We start from the raw sequence: 19,097 nt of genomic DNA, 5'->3' as shown, positions 1-19,097 counted from the left end.
CTGGAATGCGGCTGCTACGCAATCAGCTGCAGACTCGTCGCAATCATTTTCTCGAATTCCACGGCGGGCATGGGGCGCGCGATATGGTAACCCTGCACGATGTCGCAGCCCATCCTGCGCAGCAATTCAAGATGCGAAGATTCTTCGATGCCTTCGGCGATGACCTCGAGATCCAGGCTATGCGCCATCGCGATGATCGCGGAGACGATGGACTTGCCGCGCTCGTCCTTGTCCAGGTTCTGGATGAAGCTGCGGTCGATCTTGAGTTTGTCGAGCGGCAGGCGCATCAGGTAATTGAGTGATGAATAGCCGGTGCCGAAGTCGTCCAGCGAGGTCTGCAATCCCATGGCCTGCAACTGGCTTAGCGTGTCGATGGCAAGCTCGGGATCATTCAGGATGCTCGTTTCCGTGAGTTCGAGTTCGAGCAATTCCGGCCGGTAGCCGGTGCTGTCGAGTGTCTTCGAGATCAGCCGGGTGAGTTCGCGGCCGTTCAGGTGGATGGCCGAGATGTTGAGCGCGATGGTGATCGGGTTGTGATACATGTCCAGCCAGGCCTGGGCCTGCCGGCAGGCTTCATTGATCAGCCATTCGCTGATCGGAATGATCAGGCCGTATTCCTCCGCAATCGGTATGAACACGTCCGGCGGGATCATGCCGGATTCGCCGTCGCGCCAGCGTATCAGTGATTCCGCGCCGGTGACCAGGCCGGTGGCGAGATTCACCTGGGGCTGGTAATGGATCTCCAGTTCGTTGTTTTCCACCGCGTGACGCAGGCGGCTCTCGAGCCGCAGTTTGAGCAGGGCCTGCTCGTTCATTTTCCTGGAGTAGAACTGGTAGTTGTTACGGCCTGACTTCTTCGCATGGTACATGGCGATATCGGCGTTCTTGATCAGGTCATCCGCATTCTGCCCATCCTCGGGGTAGAGGGCGATACCGATGCTGGTGCTGATGTGCAGTTCCTGCTTGTCTATGATGAAGGGTGTCTTGAGCGATTCCAGGATGCGCATCGCGATTTTCTGTGCCTGGGCGGAACCCGTAGTCCGGGGCAGCAAAATGATGAACTCGTCGCCGGCGAGTCGCGCCATGACGCTGGATGACGTGTCGTGCGACGTGTGCGCGATGACGTCGGTCTGGCGCAGGCAGCCCGACAGGCGGTCGGCGAAGGCTTCGAGCAGGTTGTCTCCGGCCTGGTGTCCCAGGGTATCGTTGATGCGCTTGAAATTGTCCAGGTCGAGAAACAGGACGGTGAGTTCCTGGTAGTTGCGCCGGGCCTCGGCGGTTGCGCGGGTCAGGTAGTCCTTGAACAGCAGCCGGTTGGGCAGTCCCGTCAGGCTGTCGTGATAGGCAACGTAGCGCACCTGTTCATGGTAGTGATTAAGGTTCTCGCCCATCTCGCGGAAGGTATTGGCGAGGTCGCCGATTTCATCGTCGGATTCGACATTGATCGGTACCAGCACCTGGCCGTGACCCATCTCCCGGGCAGCGATGCTGAGCTGTTGAATCGGCTTGATCAGCAGCGACCGCAGAATGCCGAGCAGGAAGGCGACGGTGACGATGATGGCCAGGCAGGTGATGATGGTGACCGATCTGCCGAGACTGATGCTCTTGGCGATGAATTCATCCTCGCCGTAGGCGGCGAATGCGTACAGCCAGTTGTGCAGCTTGATGCCCTGGTAGTGTATGACCGCGCCGTCACTGCTGGAATCATAGGGCGCAAATCTGTCCGCGGCCTTGCTGATATCTTTGAACAGCCCGGCGGGCAGCTGCTTGCCGACTTCGGCGGCCGAGGGATGAAACAGGATCGTGCCCTTGGAATCGGTGAAGAAGATATTGCCGTTCTGTCCGACCTTCTCGCTGCGGGCAATCTTGCCAAGGATGCCGAGATCCACGGTCAGCATCAGATAACCCTTCACCTGGGCGTGACCGTCTGCGGCTTTGTTCTTGTCGCTGATGACGGTCAGCGGCTTGCTGGTCAGCAGCGCGGGCTTGTTGTTGTCCGGGTTGTTGAGAAAGGTCGTGTAGATGATACCCGGGCTCTTGCTCGAGCCGAGGAAGTAGGAAGACATGGATTCGTCGGTGGATAGATTCTCGACATTGCCGATGACCGAGCGCAGTTCCTCCTGACCAGCGGGCGAGATGATGCGTATCTCGTAGTACTCAGGGTAGGCGATCTGGTAGTTGAACAGCAGATCGAGCACTTCCTCCTTCAGTTCCGGTTTACTGCTGTCCTCGGGATCCGCGAGCACGTAGCGGGTGATGGGAGTGGCGCTGGCGAAGAGGCTGGCATTTGCCCTGGCCGTTTGCATCACCGATTCGGTGTGAAACCTGATCTGCTCCAGCAGGGTGGTGACCTGATGCTGGGTACGGGCGCGCGCGTCCTCCATCAACAGGGAATACGCAGACCATCCGAGCACCAGCAGCGGCAGGACTATCAGCGGAACCAGTAGCAGCAGAATCTTGTTTTGAAGGCGCAAGCTGTAATCCTGTTCAATGCCGGTTTCTGCGGAGCAACACACGGTAATGCGGCTGGAACGGGAAAAGCTTTAATCGCGCACACCGCTCGTATTGCCGCGGCGGCGAGTCGCAAGCAACAGAAATTGCTAAAGTTATTGGCGCCGCGGCCGTTAGCGGCCTAACCCATGCAGGGTGCATTCTGACTGACCAGGGAAGGCGGTTCGATGACCAGGTTTTTCCATGCCAAGGCAGCCCGGCGCCGTGCCGCAAACGCCCATGCAGGGCGCGGCGTGCGCCCGCCACGCGGCCGGTAACAGGCATGCCGGCCCGATTCGCAGCCAGACCGATTCGATTCTATGCATTGTGCGCAGGCGTGCTGGTGGCCGGCCTGTTCGCCATTTACGGCTACCATGCCCACCATGGCAGCGGCCACGCGGACCTGGCGGTTTACCGCGATCTCGGCTTGCTGCTGCTCGCAGTCCTGCTGGTTTTCGCTGTAGCCCTGAGGCAGCTTGTGGTGCGGCCGCTGCAGTCGCTCGCCCGGCACATCGATCTTCTCAAGGACAGTTCAGCCGCAGCGCTTGCGCCGGCGCCCGCACGCCTGTTCCAGCTGGCCGAGGCCGAGCGCATCCGGCAGTCCCTGGATGACTATCACGTCTGTATCAGGGGCATGCGCGAGAATCTGGAGAAAACCGGCAGGGAATTGCGAGCATTGGCCAATCACGACGCGCTGACCGGGGCGAGGAATAGGAAGGCCTTTGACGAATACCTGCGGGAGTTGCCGGCCGTGCTGCAGGAACGCCGTATCAGCCTGAGTTTCGTGTTGTTCGATGTGTGCCGTTTCAAGGCCATCAACGAGAGTTACGGCCATCAGTCCGGTGATGACGTCCTGAAACAGGTAGCCAGGCGGATCGGCAGTGTACTGCGCCGTGGCGAGCATCTGTTCCGGGTGGGGGGGGACGAGTTCGTGGTACTCATGCTGGGTACCGACGAGGCCGGGGCGCAGCGCTTTGCCGAGCGCTGCCTGCAGGAACTGGCCGCAGCGGATTACAGCACGCTCGGGGTGCGCGAACCCGTCAGGGTCTGCGTGGGCATTGCCGCTGCCAGCTTTGCCGATCCCGGCGCGCTATCAGATCTGCAATGGCGGGCCGATGTCGCAATGTATAACGCCAAACGCCCCGGCAGCCCGGGGATAGTGGTCTTTCAGGCTGACCTGGCGCAGCACGACGAGGGCATATTATCGAACCGGATCAACGCTGCTGTCTGCGAGGCGGCCATGCTCGGTACCGGATTGACCATGTTCTACCAGCCGGTCGTGGACTTCGCTGGTGGCCGGATCCTTTACTACGAAGCCCTGGTCAGGATCGAACACCATGGCGAATGGTTGATGCCGTCCACCATATTCCCGGTCGTCCAGGCGCGTCACCTCGAGGTGGACCTGGATCGGGCAGTGCTGCAGCAGATCCTTCAGGATCTGCGCGCCGGCAGGGTCCAGCGCGGTAGCGGGATTTCGATCAACCTCGCCGGACCGACGTTGGTCAACAAGAACCTGCCGGAATGGCTGGCGCCCTTCCGGCCCCTGCAGGCGGATTATCGCGTGGTGCTGGAGATTGCCGAATCGGCGCTGATAACGCAGATTGCTACGGCCGGCGAGAACCTGGTGAAGCTGCGGGCGCAGGGTTTCGAGATCTCCCTGGATGATTTTGGCAGTGGCTATTCCTCCTTCCATTACCTTGCCTCGATGCCGGTCAGCACGGTCAAGTTCGACATCAGCCTGATCAGGAATCTCGGTGACCTGAAGACGCGTCGTATCGTCGAGCACCTGGTGGCGATGATCGGCGAGCTCGGCTACCAGTTGGTGGCGGAGGGCGTAGAGGACGAGGACACCCTCGAGTCGGTACGCCAGGCAGGCTTTACCCTGGGCCAGGGCTATCTGTTCGGCCCGCCGGCACAATCCGCATGGCGGTCCGATTTCGAGGTCGACAACCTGTCGTTACCGCACGATGCCGGCGGCATGCGCAGCTATAGCTGAGTGCTGCCGTAAGACGTGCCCCGAAGCGGGCATTGCAGTCGGCTGCCAAAGTCAGCCTGTATCGGTACGGCGGGAAGACTGATCGGCGAACGGGTTGCCGCCGGCCGCGCGGGTTCTGCCTCCCAGAACCTCCCGCAATGCGTTGCGCAGGATGCCGGGCTTTACGGGCTTTTCAAGAAATCTGGAGATGGCTCCGTCATTGATGGCATCGATGACGATCTGCCGGTTGCTGTGACCGCTGAGCATCATCCGGATGGTGTGCGGATGGATCTTGCTGACACGGCGGAAGAACTCGACGCCATCCATGCCGGGCATGAGGTAATCCGAGATCACCACGCTGACGCGCTGCTTTGCCAGTATCTCCAGCCCGTCCACCGCTGAGCTTGCCGTAAAGGCGAGGTAACCGGCCTGGCGCACGATCCGGGCAAGCACAGCCAGCGTTTGGTCGTCATCGTCCACCAGCAGTACGGCGGGATAGAGGCTGATACGCTTGTCAATTCTGTGTCTGTGCTGCTCGTGATTACCGACATAGGCGACGATCTCGTCGGCCGACATCGGATGGCCGAAGTAGAAGCCTTGCATCTCGTCGCAGTGCAGCTTGTTGAGAATCTCGAGCTGCGCCTCAGTTTCTACACCCTCGGCCGTCACGCCGATATCCATGCCATGCGCCATCTCGATAACGGCGGTGGCGATAGCAGCATCATTGGGATCGGCCACGATATCACGCACGAACATCCTGTCGATCTTGATACGGTCGATGGGAAACTGCTTGAGGTAGGCGAGGTTGGAGTAGCCGGTACCGAAGTCGTCGATGGCGACGTGGATGCCGGTGTCCTTGAGCTCTCTCAGGATCGCGATGGCGCCGGCCGCATCGCTCATCAGCAGGCTTTCGGTCACCTCCAGTTCTAGCATGGCGGGCTCGAGGCCCGTTTCGTCCAGGATGCGTGCTATCAAAGCGCTGAATCCGGCACTGGAGAACTGCCGGACAGAGATATTCACCGCCATGCGGTCGAAATCGATCCCGGCATCGATCCAGGCCTGCGCCTGCTGACACGCGCTGCGCAATACCCATTCACCGATGGGAATGATAAGTCCAGTTTCCTCGGCCAGCGGTATGAAATTGGCCGGGCTGACCGGGCCCAGCTCGGTGTTGTTCCAGCGCAGCAGTGCTTCGATGCCGCAGATCCGGTTCTTTTCCGCGTCCATCTGTGGCTGATAATGCAGGTACAGCTCGCCGAGTTCGAGCGCCTTGCGCAGGTGCAGTTCCATGATCAGGCGATGGCTGGCCGATTCGTGCATGGTCTCGTCGAAGAACCTGAAGGTACCCTTGCCGGCGCGCTTGGCGTGGTACATCGCCATGTCGGCATGCTTGAGCAGGGTTTCCGTGAGCGTTCCGTCACGCGGGAAAACGGCGACACCGATGCTGGGTGTCACGAATACTTCCTGGTTGTCGAGCGTGAAGGACTGCGACACGACATCGAGGATACGCTCTGCCACGATCGTTGCATCTTCCGCCTGGCCTATCCGTGACAGCAGTACGGTGAACTCGTCACCGCCCAGGCGGGCGATATTGCTGTTGTCCCTGTCGTAACTGATCTGGCTGACGGCATCCGTGGAGTAGAGGCTGTCGCTGATGCGTTCGGCGACCAGCTTCAGCAGTTTGTCGCCCATGCCGTGACCCAGCGTATCGTTGACGCGCTTGAAGTTGTCGAGGTCGACGAACAGCAGAGCGGCCAGGTGCTGGTGACGACTGGCATGATCGAGCGCCAGCTTCACCTGGGTCATGAAGAAGCCGCGGTTCGGCAGTCCGGTCAGGCTGTCGTAATAGGCCAGCTCGTGGATGCGCTCCTCCGCCTGCCTGAGCTCGGTGATATCCTGCAGCGTGCCGTGAATCCGGTGGATCTGGCCTGTCCCGTTCAGTTCCGCTTCGCCCTGCATGCGCACGTGCAGTTCGGCACCGTCGGATCTTTGGATGCGGCAGATGATGTTGGGGGCGTCGCCGGTGGATAGCGCGTGGCGGAACCAGGCCTTGATCCTGTCCCTGTCACTGTCATGTACCCAAGGAAAGGCACTGAACAGCGCCACCTGCGGGTTGTTGGGCAGGTCGAGTATGCGCAATGTCTGGCTCGAGCAGCTGATGGTGGAGGACCTGGTATCCCATTCCCAGTTGCCGAGGTTGGCGATGCGCTGGGCGTTGGCCAGGCTGCGCTCGCTGTCCGCCAGGCGCTCCATCGCCTGGTAGGCACGCAGCATGTAGCGCACACGATGCCCCAGCAGCGCGTAGTTGATGGGTTTGGTGATGAAGTCCGTGGCACCCGCGGCATACGCATGGTTGACTGAATCCATGTCGTCCAGTCCGGTCATCATGAGTACGGGGACATGATTTCCGTCGGGCAGCTTGCGCAGTTCCGTGCACATGGTGAAGCCGTCCATGCCCGGCATCATGACGTCCAGCAGGACGATCTCGGGTTGTCGTGCAGCGAACATATCGAGACCCTGCTGACCGTCTTCGGCCTCCAGTACCTCGAAGCCGGCGCCGGACAGGGCCTCCGTGACAAGCATGCGGATGGTGAAATCGTCGTCGACGACCAGCACCAGCGGGCGGCGTTCGATGTCTGCTGCAACCAGGTCAATCATGTGCATGATCACCAGTCAGGTAAGTATTCAGCGTGCGCTGTACCAGGAGATAGGTGCTGTCAAGCCGGCCTGCGGCATCGTGGCAGTCGTGCAGGCGGTTTTCGCGTGCGGCCGTCTCGATGTCCGCGAGCAGGGTGGCCAGGGTCACGGCACCCAGGGTGGCGCTGGAGGACTTCAGTGTGTGTGCCGTCATGCGTGCCGCATCAGCCTTGTTGTCCTGAATGTTCCGCTGCAATTCCCGGAGCTGGGACGGCGTCGTATCGATAAAATGGCCGATCACCTTGTGCAGGAGGTCCGGTTTTCCGGGCTGCTGGATACTGCGTATGGTCTCTAGCGCCTGCGGGTCGAACTGATGTGACTCAGTGCAGTTGATCTGGACGTCGGCACCGGCTGACGCGCCGATCGCGGGTGTGGCGTCGGCGCCGACGTGGGTTTCGATCAGACCGATCAGCTGATCGCGCGTGTAGGGTTTCGACAGGTAATCATCCATGCCCGCCGCGATGACCCGCTCACGGTCGCCTTTCATCGCATTGGCCGTGAGGCCGATGACCGGGATGTGTCGGCCGCCTCTGGCCGACTCCGCCGCGCGGATGCGGCGGGTCGCTTCGTAACCATCCATATGCGGCATCTGGCAATCCATCAGGATCGCATCGAACGCCCCTTGCTGCATGGCATCCAGTGCCTCGACGCCGTTGCCGGCAACGCTGACCCGGATACCGGAGAGTTCGAGCATGTCGACAGCCACTGCCTGGTTCACCGGGTTGTCCTCGACCAGCAGGACATGCAGCCTGCCTGCGGCGGTTTCGGTGCCGGTGGCGGCGCCGGCGGTTGCATGCGCAGCCGTCATGGCCGGCTCAGCGGCATGCGCCAGCAGGGAATCGAGCAGCGCGTGCAGGCGTAACGGCTTGTTCAGCAGCAGCACGCCCTCGGGTACCCTGCGGCCGGCAATCCTGTCGTCGAGGTCAGTGGTGCGCAGCAGGAGTAGCGGTAGTTCCCCGATCCCGGCGTGGCCGACAATACGCTCAGCGAGTTCGATCCCGCTGGTAGCGCCAAGCCGGTGGTCCAGCAAGGCCTTGTCGAAAGGCTCGCCGTGCGCCTGTGCGGCTTGCAATGTCTCCAGGGTCTGTGCCGCAGTCGCGACATGCACCGCCTGCATACCCCAGTGGGCGAGCAGGCTGCACAGCATGGCGCCGTAGGCATTGTTGGCGTTGGCCACGAGCACGCGCAGCCCGCGCAGGGGCGTATATCTTGGCATCGTGGCAGGTGCGGTGCAGTGCCGTTGCTGGAATTCGAGGCTGAAGGAAAAGCTTGTCCCCTGTCCCGGGGTGCTGTGCACGCTGATCTCGCCGCCCATGAGGTTGACCAGACGGCGGGAAATAGCAAGGCCCAGACCGGTGCCGCCATATTTGCGGGTCGTCGAGCCGTCCGCCTGCGAGAAGGCATCGAAAATGCGCTCCTGTAAACCGGCATCGATGCCGATGCCGGTGTCGGACACGATGAAGTTGATACGCGACCGGTCAGCGTTGATTTCGTCGAGTTCGATCCGGATCACGACCTCGCCGTGTTCGGTGAACTTGATGGCGTTCCCCAGCAGGTTGATCAGCACCTGACGCAAACGGCCGGGGTCGCCATGCACAAAATGCGGCAATCGGGCAGGCAGCAGTCCCAGCAGTTCCAGGCCTTTCTTGTGCGCGCGCTCCGCCAGCAGCTCCAGGGTTTCCTCCACCAGATCGCGCAGGTCGAACTCGGTAAACTCGAGCTCCAGCTTGCCGGCCTCGATCTTGGAGAAATCCAGGATGTCGTTGATGATGTTCAGCAGGGTGGTACCCGCACGGTAGGCTGTCTCGCCGAGGCGCCGCTGCTTCTCGGACAGTTCCGTGTTGAGCAGCAGTTCGGTCATGCCGAGTATGCCGTTCATGGGTGTACGGATTTCATGGCTCATGGTGGCGAGGAACTCGCTCTTGGCGCGGCTGCCGGCCTCTGCCGCCTCCTTCGCCTGGCGCAGTTCCTCGTTCGACGTTTCCAGTTCGTGCATGGCGGATTCGTAGGCAACCGTGCGTTCACGCACCTTGCTTTCCAGCGCGATGGCGGACTGGAACAGTCCGTAGGCGTCGCCCTGCAGGTCCGTGCTCTGCTCGACCTTGTTCATGAGCACACGATTGATCTTGCGCAGGCGCGCGACCTCCGCTTCCAGCTCGGCGAGCCGGACTTCGGTGGCTGAGCTTGGCATCTGGGCGGCTATTTCCTGCTCCCGATAGCCACGCCGGTGAAGGTCTGGTTGACATGCATGGCGTTGTATTGCTCGCCGTAGGTCGCGAACCCGATGACATTGTTTTCCGTCAGGATGCGGGCGACATCATTGCGCAGGTCCTTCTGGTCCAGCTCAATGTTGCGCAGCACGCAGTCACAGCCGAGCACCAGCGCCGGCTCGCCGATGCGCTTCCTGACGTTGGCGAATAGCGAACTCAGGTTCTCGACGTAATCCACGCCGCGCGCGACAGTGAGAACCACGCCTTCGTCTATGGCGCAGAAGAAGGTCAGGCTCTCGTCCTCGTTCACCTTCTGGATGGAGCGCACGTAAAAGTCACCCCCGATCTTGACGACCACCGGGTAGGTGGCGAAGATCAACGGAGTCAGCTTGTCGACGTCGAGTCCGACGATGCGGGCATACTCACGACCGGCGGGCGCACCGTTGATTTCGGAGACGATCCGCCGTTCCGGATCAGCCTCGGTGACCACCAGCTTCTCGGTCGAGTCGACGAAGTGCTGGGTCTTGAAGACGGTGAACGGCAGGCTGGTCTGGATCAGGGAAAAGACGGCGCAGTTGGTATGGAATGCGCCGTCGTGATAGAGGTAGGTCGTCTTGAAGCGGACGTCGTCGCCGGCCGAGCCGCCGAAGATCTGGATACCGCCGATGCCGCGGTAGATTGCGCTGACCACGATCTCCTCGCGTCCTGATAGGCCGTCTATCAGCAGGAAGCCGAAGGTGTTCTGTGGTGTGGGCGGGTTCGCCCTGCGTTTCAGTTCGGTAGTGAGTGCGTCCGCTGTTTGTTCACCGTCTTTGAGCGCGAAGCTGTCGAGGTGGTCGATGCGCCGGGTCGCGACGCTGAAATCCCTGTTGCTGATGCTGACCCCGGTGAGTGACCCTTTCAGGTAACCGGCGGGGGTGATCTCCCCGGCCGTGGTGCACCCGATGAGCGGGGTGGCGCCGAAACGCCGCTTGAGTTCGGCGGCGAGCACCGGCAGGTCGTATTCGGGGGAACAGTAGAACAGGACCAGTTCCGTGTCAGGCTGCTGCACGGACTCGAAGAATTCCTGCGCCGCATCGACTGCGTCCCGGGACAGGGACACCCCTTTGCGGATTCTGAGCGAGTCTGCTGCTGCGGCCTGCTGGGTGTCGGGTGAGGTATGCGGGGGATTGCCGTACTGTAACTCACTCATCTGAAAAGTCCTTTTTTTTGTGCCGCGCATCCTGTGCAGCAGGCGTCCGCGGGCCCGGCGCCGGACTGGGCGGCGTTGTTGTCGGGATCGCGGATGGCATGGGCCAATCACTGGCACCGCGCTTGTCATCGGCAAAACGGCAACAGACATTAAGTGTTGTGGTGTGGATACAACGGGTTGGTTGGCCTGTGCGTCCGGGCGCCGGGACGCGAGTGCGGCCCGTGGCGTTCCACCGGGTACGTTCGTACCAGGCTGCCCTGCTATGGCCGCAATATATTGTCCCGACTGGATAGTGGTCGCTGCGATCGCGCGGAACGCGTTGCACAGTAGGTACGCACCTGCTGGACTGGCTGCCGCTGCTGCAGGCACGTGTGGCGGTTTGCCCGGATAGCGCCGAGCGCCATGCCGAGCGCTGCCGTACGCAGCACCGTCACGGTCGCGACCGTGCGAGTAGCGTTGGATTTTCGCTAGCTGGCGCGTTGCAGGGCGATCAGAATCTGCCCTGCTGGAAATCCTCGAACGCCTGCTGTACCTCCTGGCGTGTGTTCATCACGAACGGACCGCCGCGCGCCACCGGTTCGTTGAGCGGGCGTCCCGCCACCAGCAGGAAGCGCACCGGCGCGTCCGCGGCGCGGAGCTCCACGCCCTCGTCACCGGCCTGCCCGAGGATGCCGAGGTCATCGCGTCCCAGTGCAATGCCGCCGGCGTCGGGATCGATGGCCGTGACCGGTCCATTGATCACATAGACGAAGGCGTTGTGCCGCTCCGGTACGGGTTCCCTGAAGACCGCGCCGGCCGGCATGCTGACGTCGAGATAGAGCGGGTCGGTAAGCGGCTGCTCGACCGGGCCGCGCGTGCCCTGCGCGGTGGTCCCGGCGATGACACGCACCGTCACACCACCGTCGCGGGTTTCCGTCGGTATGCGGCTGGCCGGAAATTCCTGGTACGCAGGCGGATCCATCTTGTGCGCCGCCGGCAGGTTCACCCACAGCTGAAAGCCCTCGAGCAGGCCGTTTTCCTGTTCCGGCATTTCCGAGTGCACGATGCCGCGACCGGCTGTCATCCACTGGATGCCGCCGGATTCTATGACGCCTTCGTGGCCGGCGCTGTCCAGGTGGCGCATGCGCCCGTCGAGCAGATAGGTGACGGTTTCGAAGCCCCGGTGCGGGTGCGGCGGGAAGCCGGCGATATAGTCCTCCGGCTGATCGGAACGAAAGGCGTCGAGCAGCAGGAAGGGATCGAGCATGGGCAGTGCCGGCTGGCCGATCACGCGCGTGAGTTCCACGCCCGCCCCGTCGGTGGCGGGCATGCCGTTGACCACGCGCACGATGCGGCGCGCGCGGGGCAATGTATTGGCTGTCTGTGCTGCTCTCATGTCAGGCCTCCGGTCTGGGTACCCGCGGGTTGGCGCCCGCTGTTAATCCGTTGCCAGCGCAGCCGTGCCGTGCTCAGGCCGGATGCGCTGCATGACTGCCGCGCCGGGTCAGTGCATCGACCGACCAGGCGCCGGCGCCACTGGCGACCACCGTCAACAGGCCGCCGGCAATGGCCAGGTTCTTCATGAACATGATCGATTGCATCTGGTCGGCGAGATTGGCGTGGAAGAGCGCCGCGCTGACGATGCAGAAGCCTGCCAGCAGGAAGGCGGCGATGCGGGTCTGCCAGCCGGCCAGGATGGCGAGCCCCCCGCCGAGTTCCAGGGCGATGACCAGCGGGAGCAGGGCGCCCGGCACACCCATGCTTTCCATGTAGCCCTGCGTGCCGGCATAGGCGCCGAGTTTGTTGCTGCCGGCCATGATGAAGATGGCAGCCAGCAGAACGCGGCCGGCAAGACGGGTGGCAGCGGATGCCGCGGATTCGTTCATTCGATGCTCCTCCTGGGCCGGTGTCGTGAATGTGGGTGCCGGACCGTGCACCCAGCATGATCGTTGCATTTGAATAGATAAATATCGAATCAATGAATTATCTGTTCTAATATCAGCAACAATATGGACAGGTTCGCCGATATCGAGGCCCTGGTCGCCGTCGTCGAGGCCGGCAGTTTCAGCGCGGCGGGCGAACGTCTCGGTGTGGCCAAGTCGATGGTCAGCCGCCGGGTCAGCCAGCTGGAGCAGCGGCTCGGCAGCCGCCTGCTGCATCGCACCACGCGGCGCCTGGCGCTGACCGAGGCCGGGCGGCATTTCTATCAGCGCGCGGTGCAGATCCTGGCCGACCTGGAGGATGCCGAGCAGGGTGCGGCGGCGGAGGTGACCGGCCTGCGCGGCGCGCTCAGGCTGGCCGCGCCGCTCAGCTTCGGGATGCTGCACTTGTGCGATGTCCTGACCGGGTTCCTCGAGCTGCACCCGGCCATCGAGCTCCACCTGGACCTGAACGACCGCAGCGTCAACCTGGTCGAGGAAGGGTTCGACCTGGCGGTCCGGATCGGGGACCTGGAGGATTCCACGCTGGTGGCGCGGCGCCTCGGCAGCGCGCGCATGGTGACCTGCGCGAGCCGCACCTATCTCGGGCGTCACGGCGCGCCGCGGCACCCGGACGAGCTGCGCCGGCACGTGGGCCTGCAATACACCAACATGAGTTACCGCCGGCAGTGGGAATACGCCGACAGCGACGGTCGTGCGCTGCACGCTCAGCCGCAACTGCGCATGCACGCCAACAACGGCGAGGTGCTGGCCCGCGCCGCCGCGGCCGGTATCGGCATCACCGCCGGTCCGACCTTCATCCTGGCAGGCTACCTCAGGGACGGCCGCCTGGAGCGCATCCTCACCGGATTCAACCAACCCGCGATCGGCATCCATGCCCTGACGCCGCCCGGGCGCCTGGTGCCGCGGCGCGTGCAGGTGTTCATCGAATACCTGGCCGATCGCATCGGCGAGCAGCCCTATTGGGATGCCGGCTTGTAGTCGCACCCAGCCCGCACCTCGCGACTATCGGATTTCACCTACACCAGGCCGCTCGCATCGCCGGGTGTCTGCCGCCACAATCCACACCATACTGTCCGGACGTTTTACGGATGCAGCCGCTGCGCTGCCGCATCGAGGCCGCGCAAGCGGGCTGCGACATGCAACGCACGCTGCCTGAATTGTTGGTTCGCCGCAGTGTTCTCAACCAGGGAGTGGACGGGCTTGCAGATGGACAATACCCGCAAAGGTGCGATGCTTGCCTTGCTGTTCCGGTCTGCCTGCGCGGTATCCGGCGAGCCGGTATGGCTGGCAACCGATCCGCCCTGGCCGTGTTCCTATGGGTCCTCGGTGCATCAGTACGGCGCCAGCTTCGAGGAAGCCTTCGACAACCTGTTCAACTTCAAGATCGAGCGCTGTTTCATCGGTTGTGCGGAGACACCCTATCCGCCGCCGGCGGCGGATTGCAGGTATCGCTACAGTTTTGCGCGCCTGCTGGCGAGCGATGAATGCGCCATGCCGGGTACCTGCTTTCGTTACCGGTACTTCGACACCCAGAACCCGCAGGCAGGGTGGCGGCGTTCCGATAGCTATTTCCGGATGTCGTTCAAGGCGGGTCAGTCATGCCCTGATGGAAATACCGTGGCAACGGATCCTGACGGTCAGCTGGCCTGTGTCGAGCCGCCGGCGCAGCCCTGGGATGACGACAAGAATCTCGGGATGGCATGTGCGGGCCATACGCTCGCAGGCAATCCTGTCAACATCGCAACAGGCAACAAGGTGCACGCGGAGACAGACGTCGGCGGCGGTCAGTCGCGGCTGAGATTCCAGCGCTTCTACAACAGCCTTTACCGGCAGGATGTCGGTCTGGGCAACGGCTGGAGTTCGACCTGGCACCGGCGTATCGAACCGGGCGCGCTGTCGGTCGTGGTCAGGGATGCCGATGCCAGGGGGGAGGTCTGGAGCTACAACCGCGCGGCTCAGGTGTGGGCGGGTGATCCCGATTCGGGGGTCAGGCTGGAGAAGGCCGGCAACGAATTTGTGGTCACCCGCAGCGACGATTCCGTCGAACGCTATCATTCCGCGGGGCACCTGCTGGAAATCGTAACGGTTGACGGCGTGGAGACGACGCTGGGCTACGACGACATGGAAAATCCGGCCAGACTGCTGTCCGTGACCAACAACGCGGGCGAGTCGCTCGCGTTCACGTACACGGCGGACAATCACGTCGCAACAGTCAGCGACCAGGCGGGGAATACCTGGCACTACACGTACGATGCCGACCGCAACCTGGCGTACGTGTACCGGCCCGACGGCAGTGATGACGGACACGAGAACAATCCCTATCGGCGCTATCACTACAACGAGGTTGTGCTGATCGAGGACGCCGTGGATCTGCCGGCGCATCTGACCGGCATCTCCGATAGCCAGGCAGGCGGGGAGGCGCGTTATGCCAGTTATGAATACTTCGCGGACGGCAGGGTAAGGTCAAGTTATCATGCGGGGAACGCCGGGCGCGTGGACGTGACCTATGATGACAACAACCATACCCGGACACTGAGCAACGGCAATGGCGCACAGACTACCTACACCATAGAAACCGTACTGGGTGTGGCTGCCGTTGCCGCGATCGATGGGCCCGGTTGTGCGACCTGTGTGCCGGGGAATTCGGCTTACAGCCGCGACCCGGACAGCGGCGACCTGACCTCGAAAACAGTACATGGCGTGACAACCGCATATGGCGGGCACGACCTGAACGGCAATCCGGGCTACCGCATCGAGGCCGCGGGTTCTGCACTGGCGCGGCGTACCGCGTATACCTACGATCCACGCTTTGCCGGCAGGATCGCGAGCATAACCGAACCCTCGGTACTCGAAGGTCACAGCAAGATAACGCACTACACGTATGACGACTATGGCAACCGCACCAGCGCAACCATCAGCGGGTTCCGGCCCGATGGCCAGGCGGTGGCGCGGCACACGACCTGGGAATACAACGGCCCACGGCACCAGTTGAGTCGTATCGACGGCCCCCGCGGCGATGTCGCGGATGTCACCCGCCTGCGCTATTACCCCGACGACCCGCGCGAGGGCAACGACCGTGGCCGCCTGCGGGAGGTGGAGAACGCAAACGGCGTGCTGGTTCGCAGCGCAATCCGTTACACCGCCACCGGCAAGGTGGCCAGCGAGGTGCGTCCGAATGGCTTGGCTCTCGACTATTCGTATTATCCCGGCAGCGATCGCCTGGCAAGCGTAGCGGAACGCACGGATTCCGGGACGCGGCAGACCCGCTGGACCTATCTGGATACGGCTGAGGTCGACCGCATCGTGGTTGCTGCGGATGTCGGGCCGATCACCTCCATCACGTTCGGCTACGACGCGGCGCGGCGTCTGGTCCGGGTCAGCGACGGGCAGGACAATTCGATCCGGTATACCCTCGACAGCGAGGGTAACCGCGTTTCCGAGCAGACTTTCGACAGCAGCGGTACGCTGGCCAGGACGGTCACGAACCTATTCGACAGCTATGGCCGGCTGGTGAATATGCGGACCGGCGGCGATCCGCTCGATCCGCTCGAGCAGGTGGATAGGGAATTTTCCATGCAGGGAGACCTGCTGCTGGTCAGGGATGGCAACGGCAGCATAACGGGCTTCGAGTATGACGCCTTAAAACATCTGCTCGCTGTCACGCGCGACGTGGGCGGTAACGATCCGGCGACGGCGGATACTCCTGTGCGGTACGGCTATGACGTGGCGGACCGCCTGCAGACCGTGGTCGACCCCAACAACGGCGCGACGAACTACCGCTACGATGATTTGGGTAATCTGCTGGAACGCAGCAGTCCGGATACCGGGATCACGTCGTATGCCTACGATGCGGCGGGCAATCTCCTGACCCGGACCACGGCCAGCGGTACCACCGAAGCCTCGACCGAGCGTTACACCTATGACGCGCTCAACCGCCTGCGGTACGTCGCGACGCCGGCCGCTGCCATGGACATTGAGTATGCCTGGGACGATTGCGACAACGGCGTCGGCCGGTTGTGCGGTGTGACGACCGCCGCAGCGACGGTGGCATACGACTACGATGCCTTCGGCCATGTCCGGACACACCAGGCTGTGCGCTATGTGACGGATCCGGGAGGACGCGTCAGGAGCATAACCTATCCTTCCGGTGCCACCGTCAGTTATCAACATGATGCGGCTGGTCGCGTCCGCACGGCGGATCTCGCCGTGAATGGTGTCATCCACGGTCTGGCCGCGGAGATCCGCTATCTGCCATTCGGCGGTATCGGCGCGCTGGAGTATGCCAACGGCAGGATTCTGACTCAGGACTGGGACGGCGCCTACCGCCTGCTGTCCCAAACGATTCCCGGGGTGTTCGCCATGTCATATACAGGCTACGACCGTAACGGCAATCTCGTTCGGCGCGAGGCGGGTGCCGGCGGAGCCGACAGTATCGGATACGACGCGCTGGACCGGGCAATCAGTGCAAGCGGCGCATTCGGCACGGACTGGCGCTACGCGTATGACCCGAACGGGAATCGCGTACTCGGTGACGAAGGCGCGCCGGTGACACTGGCGTATGCACCCGGGACGAATCGTCTGGCCCGAATCGGCAGTGAAGACGTCGTGCTGGGCGTGACCGGCAATCTGCTGGCGCGGGGTAACTGGTCGTATCGCTACGATTCGCAGCAGCGGCTCGCGCTGGCAGCACGCGATGCAACGCCGGTAGCGTATTTTCGCTACAATGGTCTGGGGCAGCGCGTATCCAAAACCGGGCCGGATGGTGCAGGCAAGCTGTTTCTCTACGGCATCGATGGCGAATTGCTGGCCGAAGCCGACCAGGCGGGGACCGTGCTGGTCGAATACATCTACCTCGACGGCAGTTTGCTTGCGATCTATCTTCCCGACAGCGACAACGATGGTGTGACCAACCGGGACGAGGTCGCGGCAGGCACCAGCCCCGTGGCGCCGGATGACGATGGCGACGGCCTGGATAATCGGGAGGAGCTGCTCAGGTACGGCACGCTGATCGGCGATCCGGATTCCGACGCCGACGGTGTCAACGACGGGGACGAGGTTGCGCTCGGTTCGAATCCGCTGGACAGGGACAGCATATCGGGACCCGGGGACATCGATGCCGACGGACAGGTCGCGATCGGCGACCTGCTGGCGCTGCTCAGGCTGGTGCGTGGTGAGCGTGCACCGGCCGCGATCGAGCTCGCGGCCGGTGATCTGAACCGGAATGATCGTCTCGACGCCGGGGACCTCGTCATGCTGTCGCGGAAACTACTGGGCTTGACCTGGCAGTCTCTCGGAGAAAGCGCCCTCGGGCGCGCGCTGGCATCCGTTCGGGACAGGCTGGTCGGGGCGGCGGAGGCCGCCGCCGCGCAGGGACGGCTCTACTTCGTGCATAACGATCATCTGGGCGCGCCGCGTGTCATGACGGATGCGGCCGGTGGCGTGGTGTGGCGTGCAACTTATGATCCGTTCGGCTCGGCGGTCCTGGAGCCAAGCAAGGTGGAACTGAACGTCCGCTTCCCGGGGCAGTATTATGATCAGGAAACCGGGCTGCATTACAACTACTATCGCTACTACGATCCATCGACTGGCAGATATATCACGAGTGATCCGATAGGGCTCGAAGGTGGTATCAATACTTACCTGTATGCCAAGGCTAATCCCGTAAGGTTTGTCGATCCAACAGGGCTTGTATGTACTGGCGTACCGGACAACCCGTTCGGATTTAACTTTGCTCCATGCTGCCAAGGGCATGACGATTGCTATGGCGGTTGTGGAAAGAACAGGAAAGAGTGTGATAAGAAATTTTATGAGTGCTTGCTAAAGCAATGCGAGAGCGAGCCAGGAGGTCCTGGCATTGCGAGAAGATCGGTCTGTAGAAATTGGGCCAGAAATTATTATTGGGGTGTAAGAGGCGGCGGATGGTTCTTTTATAAGGGGTCATAGTAAGCCGCAGCAGGGTCAATTATGAGACTAAAGTCAGCGCATCTTATCTGTTTATTGATTGGTATTGTCCTCGGCGCATTAATCTGGGGGCTTTCTCCGCCTATTACTGGTGAAATTGAACCGTGGGACAGTGATAGTGCATATTATTGGATCGCACTATTCTTTTCTGGCGTGATTGGTTACATCTCCTACCCTAGAAGTCTGGTCTTCACCATAACAGGTATTTATCTTGGGCAAGTCATCTATTCATTGATTTATGCACTTGGTCCGCTATCACTTTTCGGTATTGTGGTTACCGGCTTTTATAGTTTGATTGCTTTATTGGGGGGATGGATGACAAAACTCCTGATGGCAGGAAAAAATATAACGAAGGAAGGCGGCTCAGAAGAATAGGCTACAGAACGTATTTGCGTCTGATATTCCAGTGCGCATTATTTGGTGGATTTCCAGAACAGCACGATGGCATGTTTCGACTGCTTTCATACGAAATAGATGTCACGCGCGCTGCAAGGGTATTAGGAATGGCATCCTTTTAATTGACAGGTGCGCTGGGGAAGGTATTCACGAGGCAATATTAAGTCCACGAGACCGGGCTGCATGATAGAACTACAGATAATCCGACCCAGACTTGAGTAAGTATATACCCGAGGATGCGATATGAATGCATG

At 61.7% G+C, this 19,097-nt stretch carries 10 protein-coding genes; 4 read left to right on the top strand and 6 right to left on the bottom strand.

Annotation, left to right across the window (positions count from 1 at the left end; genetic code table 11):
* Positions 1 to 14: 14 nt before the first annotated feature.
* Positions 15 to 2,474: an EAL domain-containing protein gene (locus R3F42_03555; GenBank protein ID MEZ5541100.1), complete on the bottom strand. Its 2,460-nt coding sequence runs from the start codon at positions 2,472 to 2,474 to the stop codon at positions 15 to 17.
* Positions 2,475 to 2,773: 299 nt separating this feature from the next.
* On the opposite strand from R3F42_03555, the gene R3F42_03550 reads away from it, so the two are divergent.
* Positions 2,774 to 4,486: a bifunctional diguanylate cyclase/phosphodiesterase gene (locus tag R3F42_03550; protein ID MEZ5541099.1), complete on the top strand. Its 1,713-nt coding sequence runs from the start codon at positions 2,774 to 2,776 to the stop codon at positions 4,484 to 4,486.
* Between the two features lie 51 nt (positions 4,487 to 4,537).
* On the opposite strand, the gene R3F42_03545 is transcribed toward R3F42_03550, so the two are convergent.
* From R3F42_03545 to R3F42_03525, 5 genes are all read right to left on the bottom strand, one after another.
* Positions 4,538 to 7,123, bottom strand: a complete 2,586-nt coding sequence (locus tag R3F42_03545) for an EAL domain-containing protein (GenBank protein MEZ5541098.1) — start codon at positions 7,121 to 7,123, stop codon at positions 4,538 to 4,540.
* Positions 7,116 to 9,353, bottom strand: coding sequence for a response regulator (locus R3F42_03540; protein MEZ5541097.1), 2,238 nt, complete (start codon positions 9,351 to 9,353; stop codon positions 7,116 to 7,118). The genes R3F42_03545 and R3F42_03540 overlap by 8 nt, the downstream gene beginning before the upstream one ends.
* A gap of 8 nt (positions 9,354 to 9,361) precedes the next feature.
* Positions 9,362 to 10,564: a nitric oxide-sensing protein NosP gene (gene nosP / locus R3F42_03535; protein MEZ5541096.1), complete on the bottom strand. Its 1,203-nt coding sequence runs from the start codon at positions 10,562 to 10,564 to the stop codon at positions 9,362 to 9,364.
* Between the two features lie 490 nt (positions 10,565 to 11,054).
* Positions 11,055 to 11,939: a pirin family protein gene (locus R3F42_03530; protein MEZ5541095.1), complete on the bottom strand. Its 885-nt coding sequence runs from the start codon at positions 11,937 to 11,939 to the stop codon at positions 11,055 to 11,057.
* Positions 11,940 to 12,012: 73 nt separating this feature from the next.
* The gene (locus tag R3F42_03525) at positions 12,013 to 12,429 is read right to left on the bottom strand and encodes a DoxX family protein (GenBank protein MEZ5541094.1); all 417 of its coding nucleotides are present in this window, start codon (positions 12,427 to 12,429) and stop codon (positions 12,013 to 12,015) included.
* A gap of 123 nt (positions 12,430 to 12,552) precedes the next feature.
* On the opposite strand from R3F42_03525, the gene R3F42_03520 reads away from it, so the two are divergent.
* The 3 genes from R3F42_03520 (at position 12,553) to R3F42_03510 (ending at position 18,822) form a co-directional block, all read left to right on the top strand.
* Positions 12,553 to 13,464, top strand: coding sequence for a LysR family transcriptional regulator (locus R3F42_03520; protein ID MEZ5541093.1), 912 nt, complete (start codon positions 12,553 to 12,555; stop codon positions 13,462 to 13,464).
* Positions 13,465 to 13,692: 228 nt separating this feature from the next.
* On the top strand, positions 13,693 to 18,429 hold the full coding sequence (locus R3F42_03515; GenBank protein ID MEZ5541092.1) for a phospholipase A2: 4,737 nt from the start codon (positions 13,693 to 13,695) through the stop codon (positions 18,427 to 18,429).
* A gap of 21 nt (positions 18,430 to 18,450) precedes the next feature.
* Positions 18,451 to 18,822 (top strand): hypothetical protein, encoded by a 372-nt coding sequence (locus R3F42_03510; GenBank protein ID MEZ5541091.1) that lies wholly within the window; start codon positions 18,451 to 18,453, stop codon positions 18,820 to 18,822.
* Positions 18,823 to 19,097: the final 275 nt, after the last annotated feature.

It is taken from the genome of Pseudomonadota bacterium, assembly GCA_041395565.1.
In the GTDB taxonomy this organism is placed as follows: domain Bacteria; phylum Pseudomonadota; class Gammaproteobacteria; order UBA9214; family UBA9214; genus UBA9214.
Note: the sequence above shows the minus strand (reverse complement) of the source record. Positions and strands in the feature narration are given on the sequence as shown.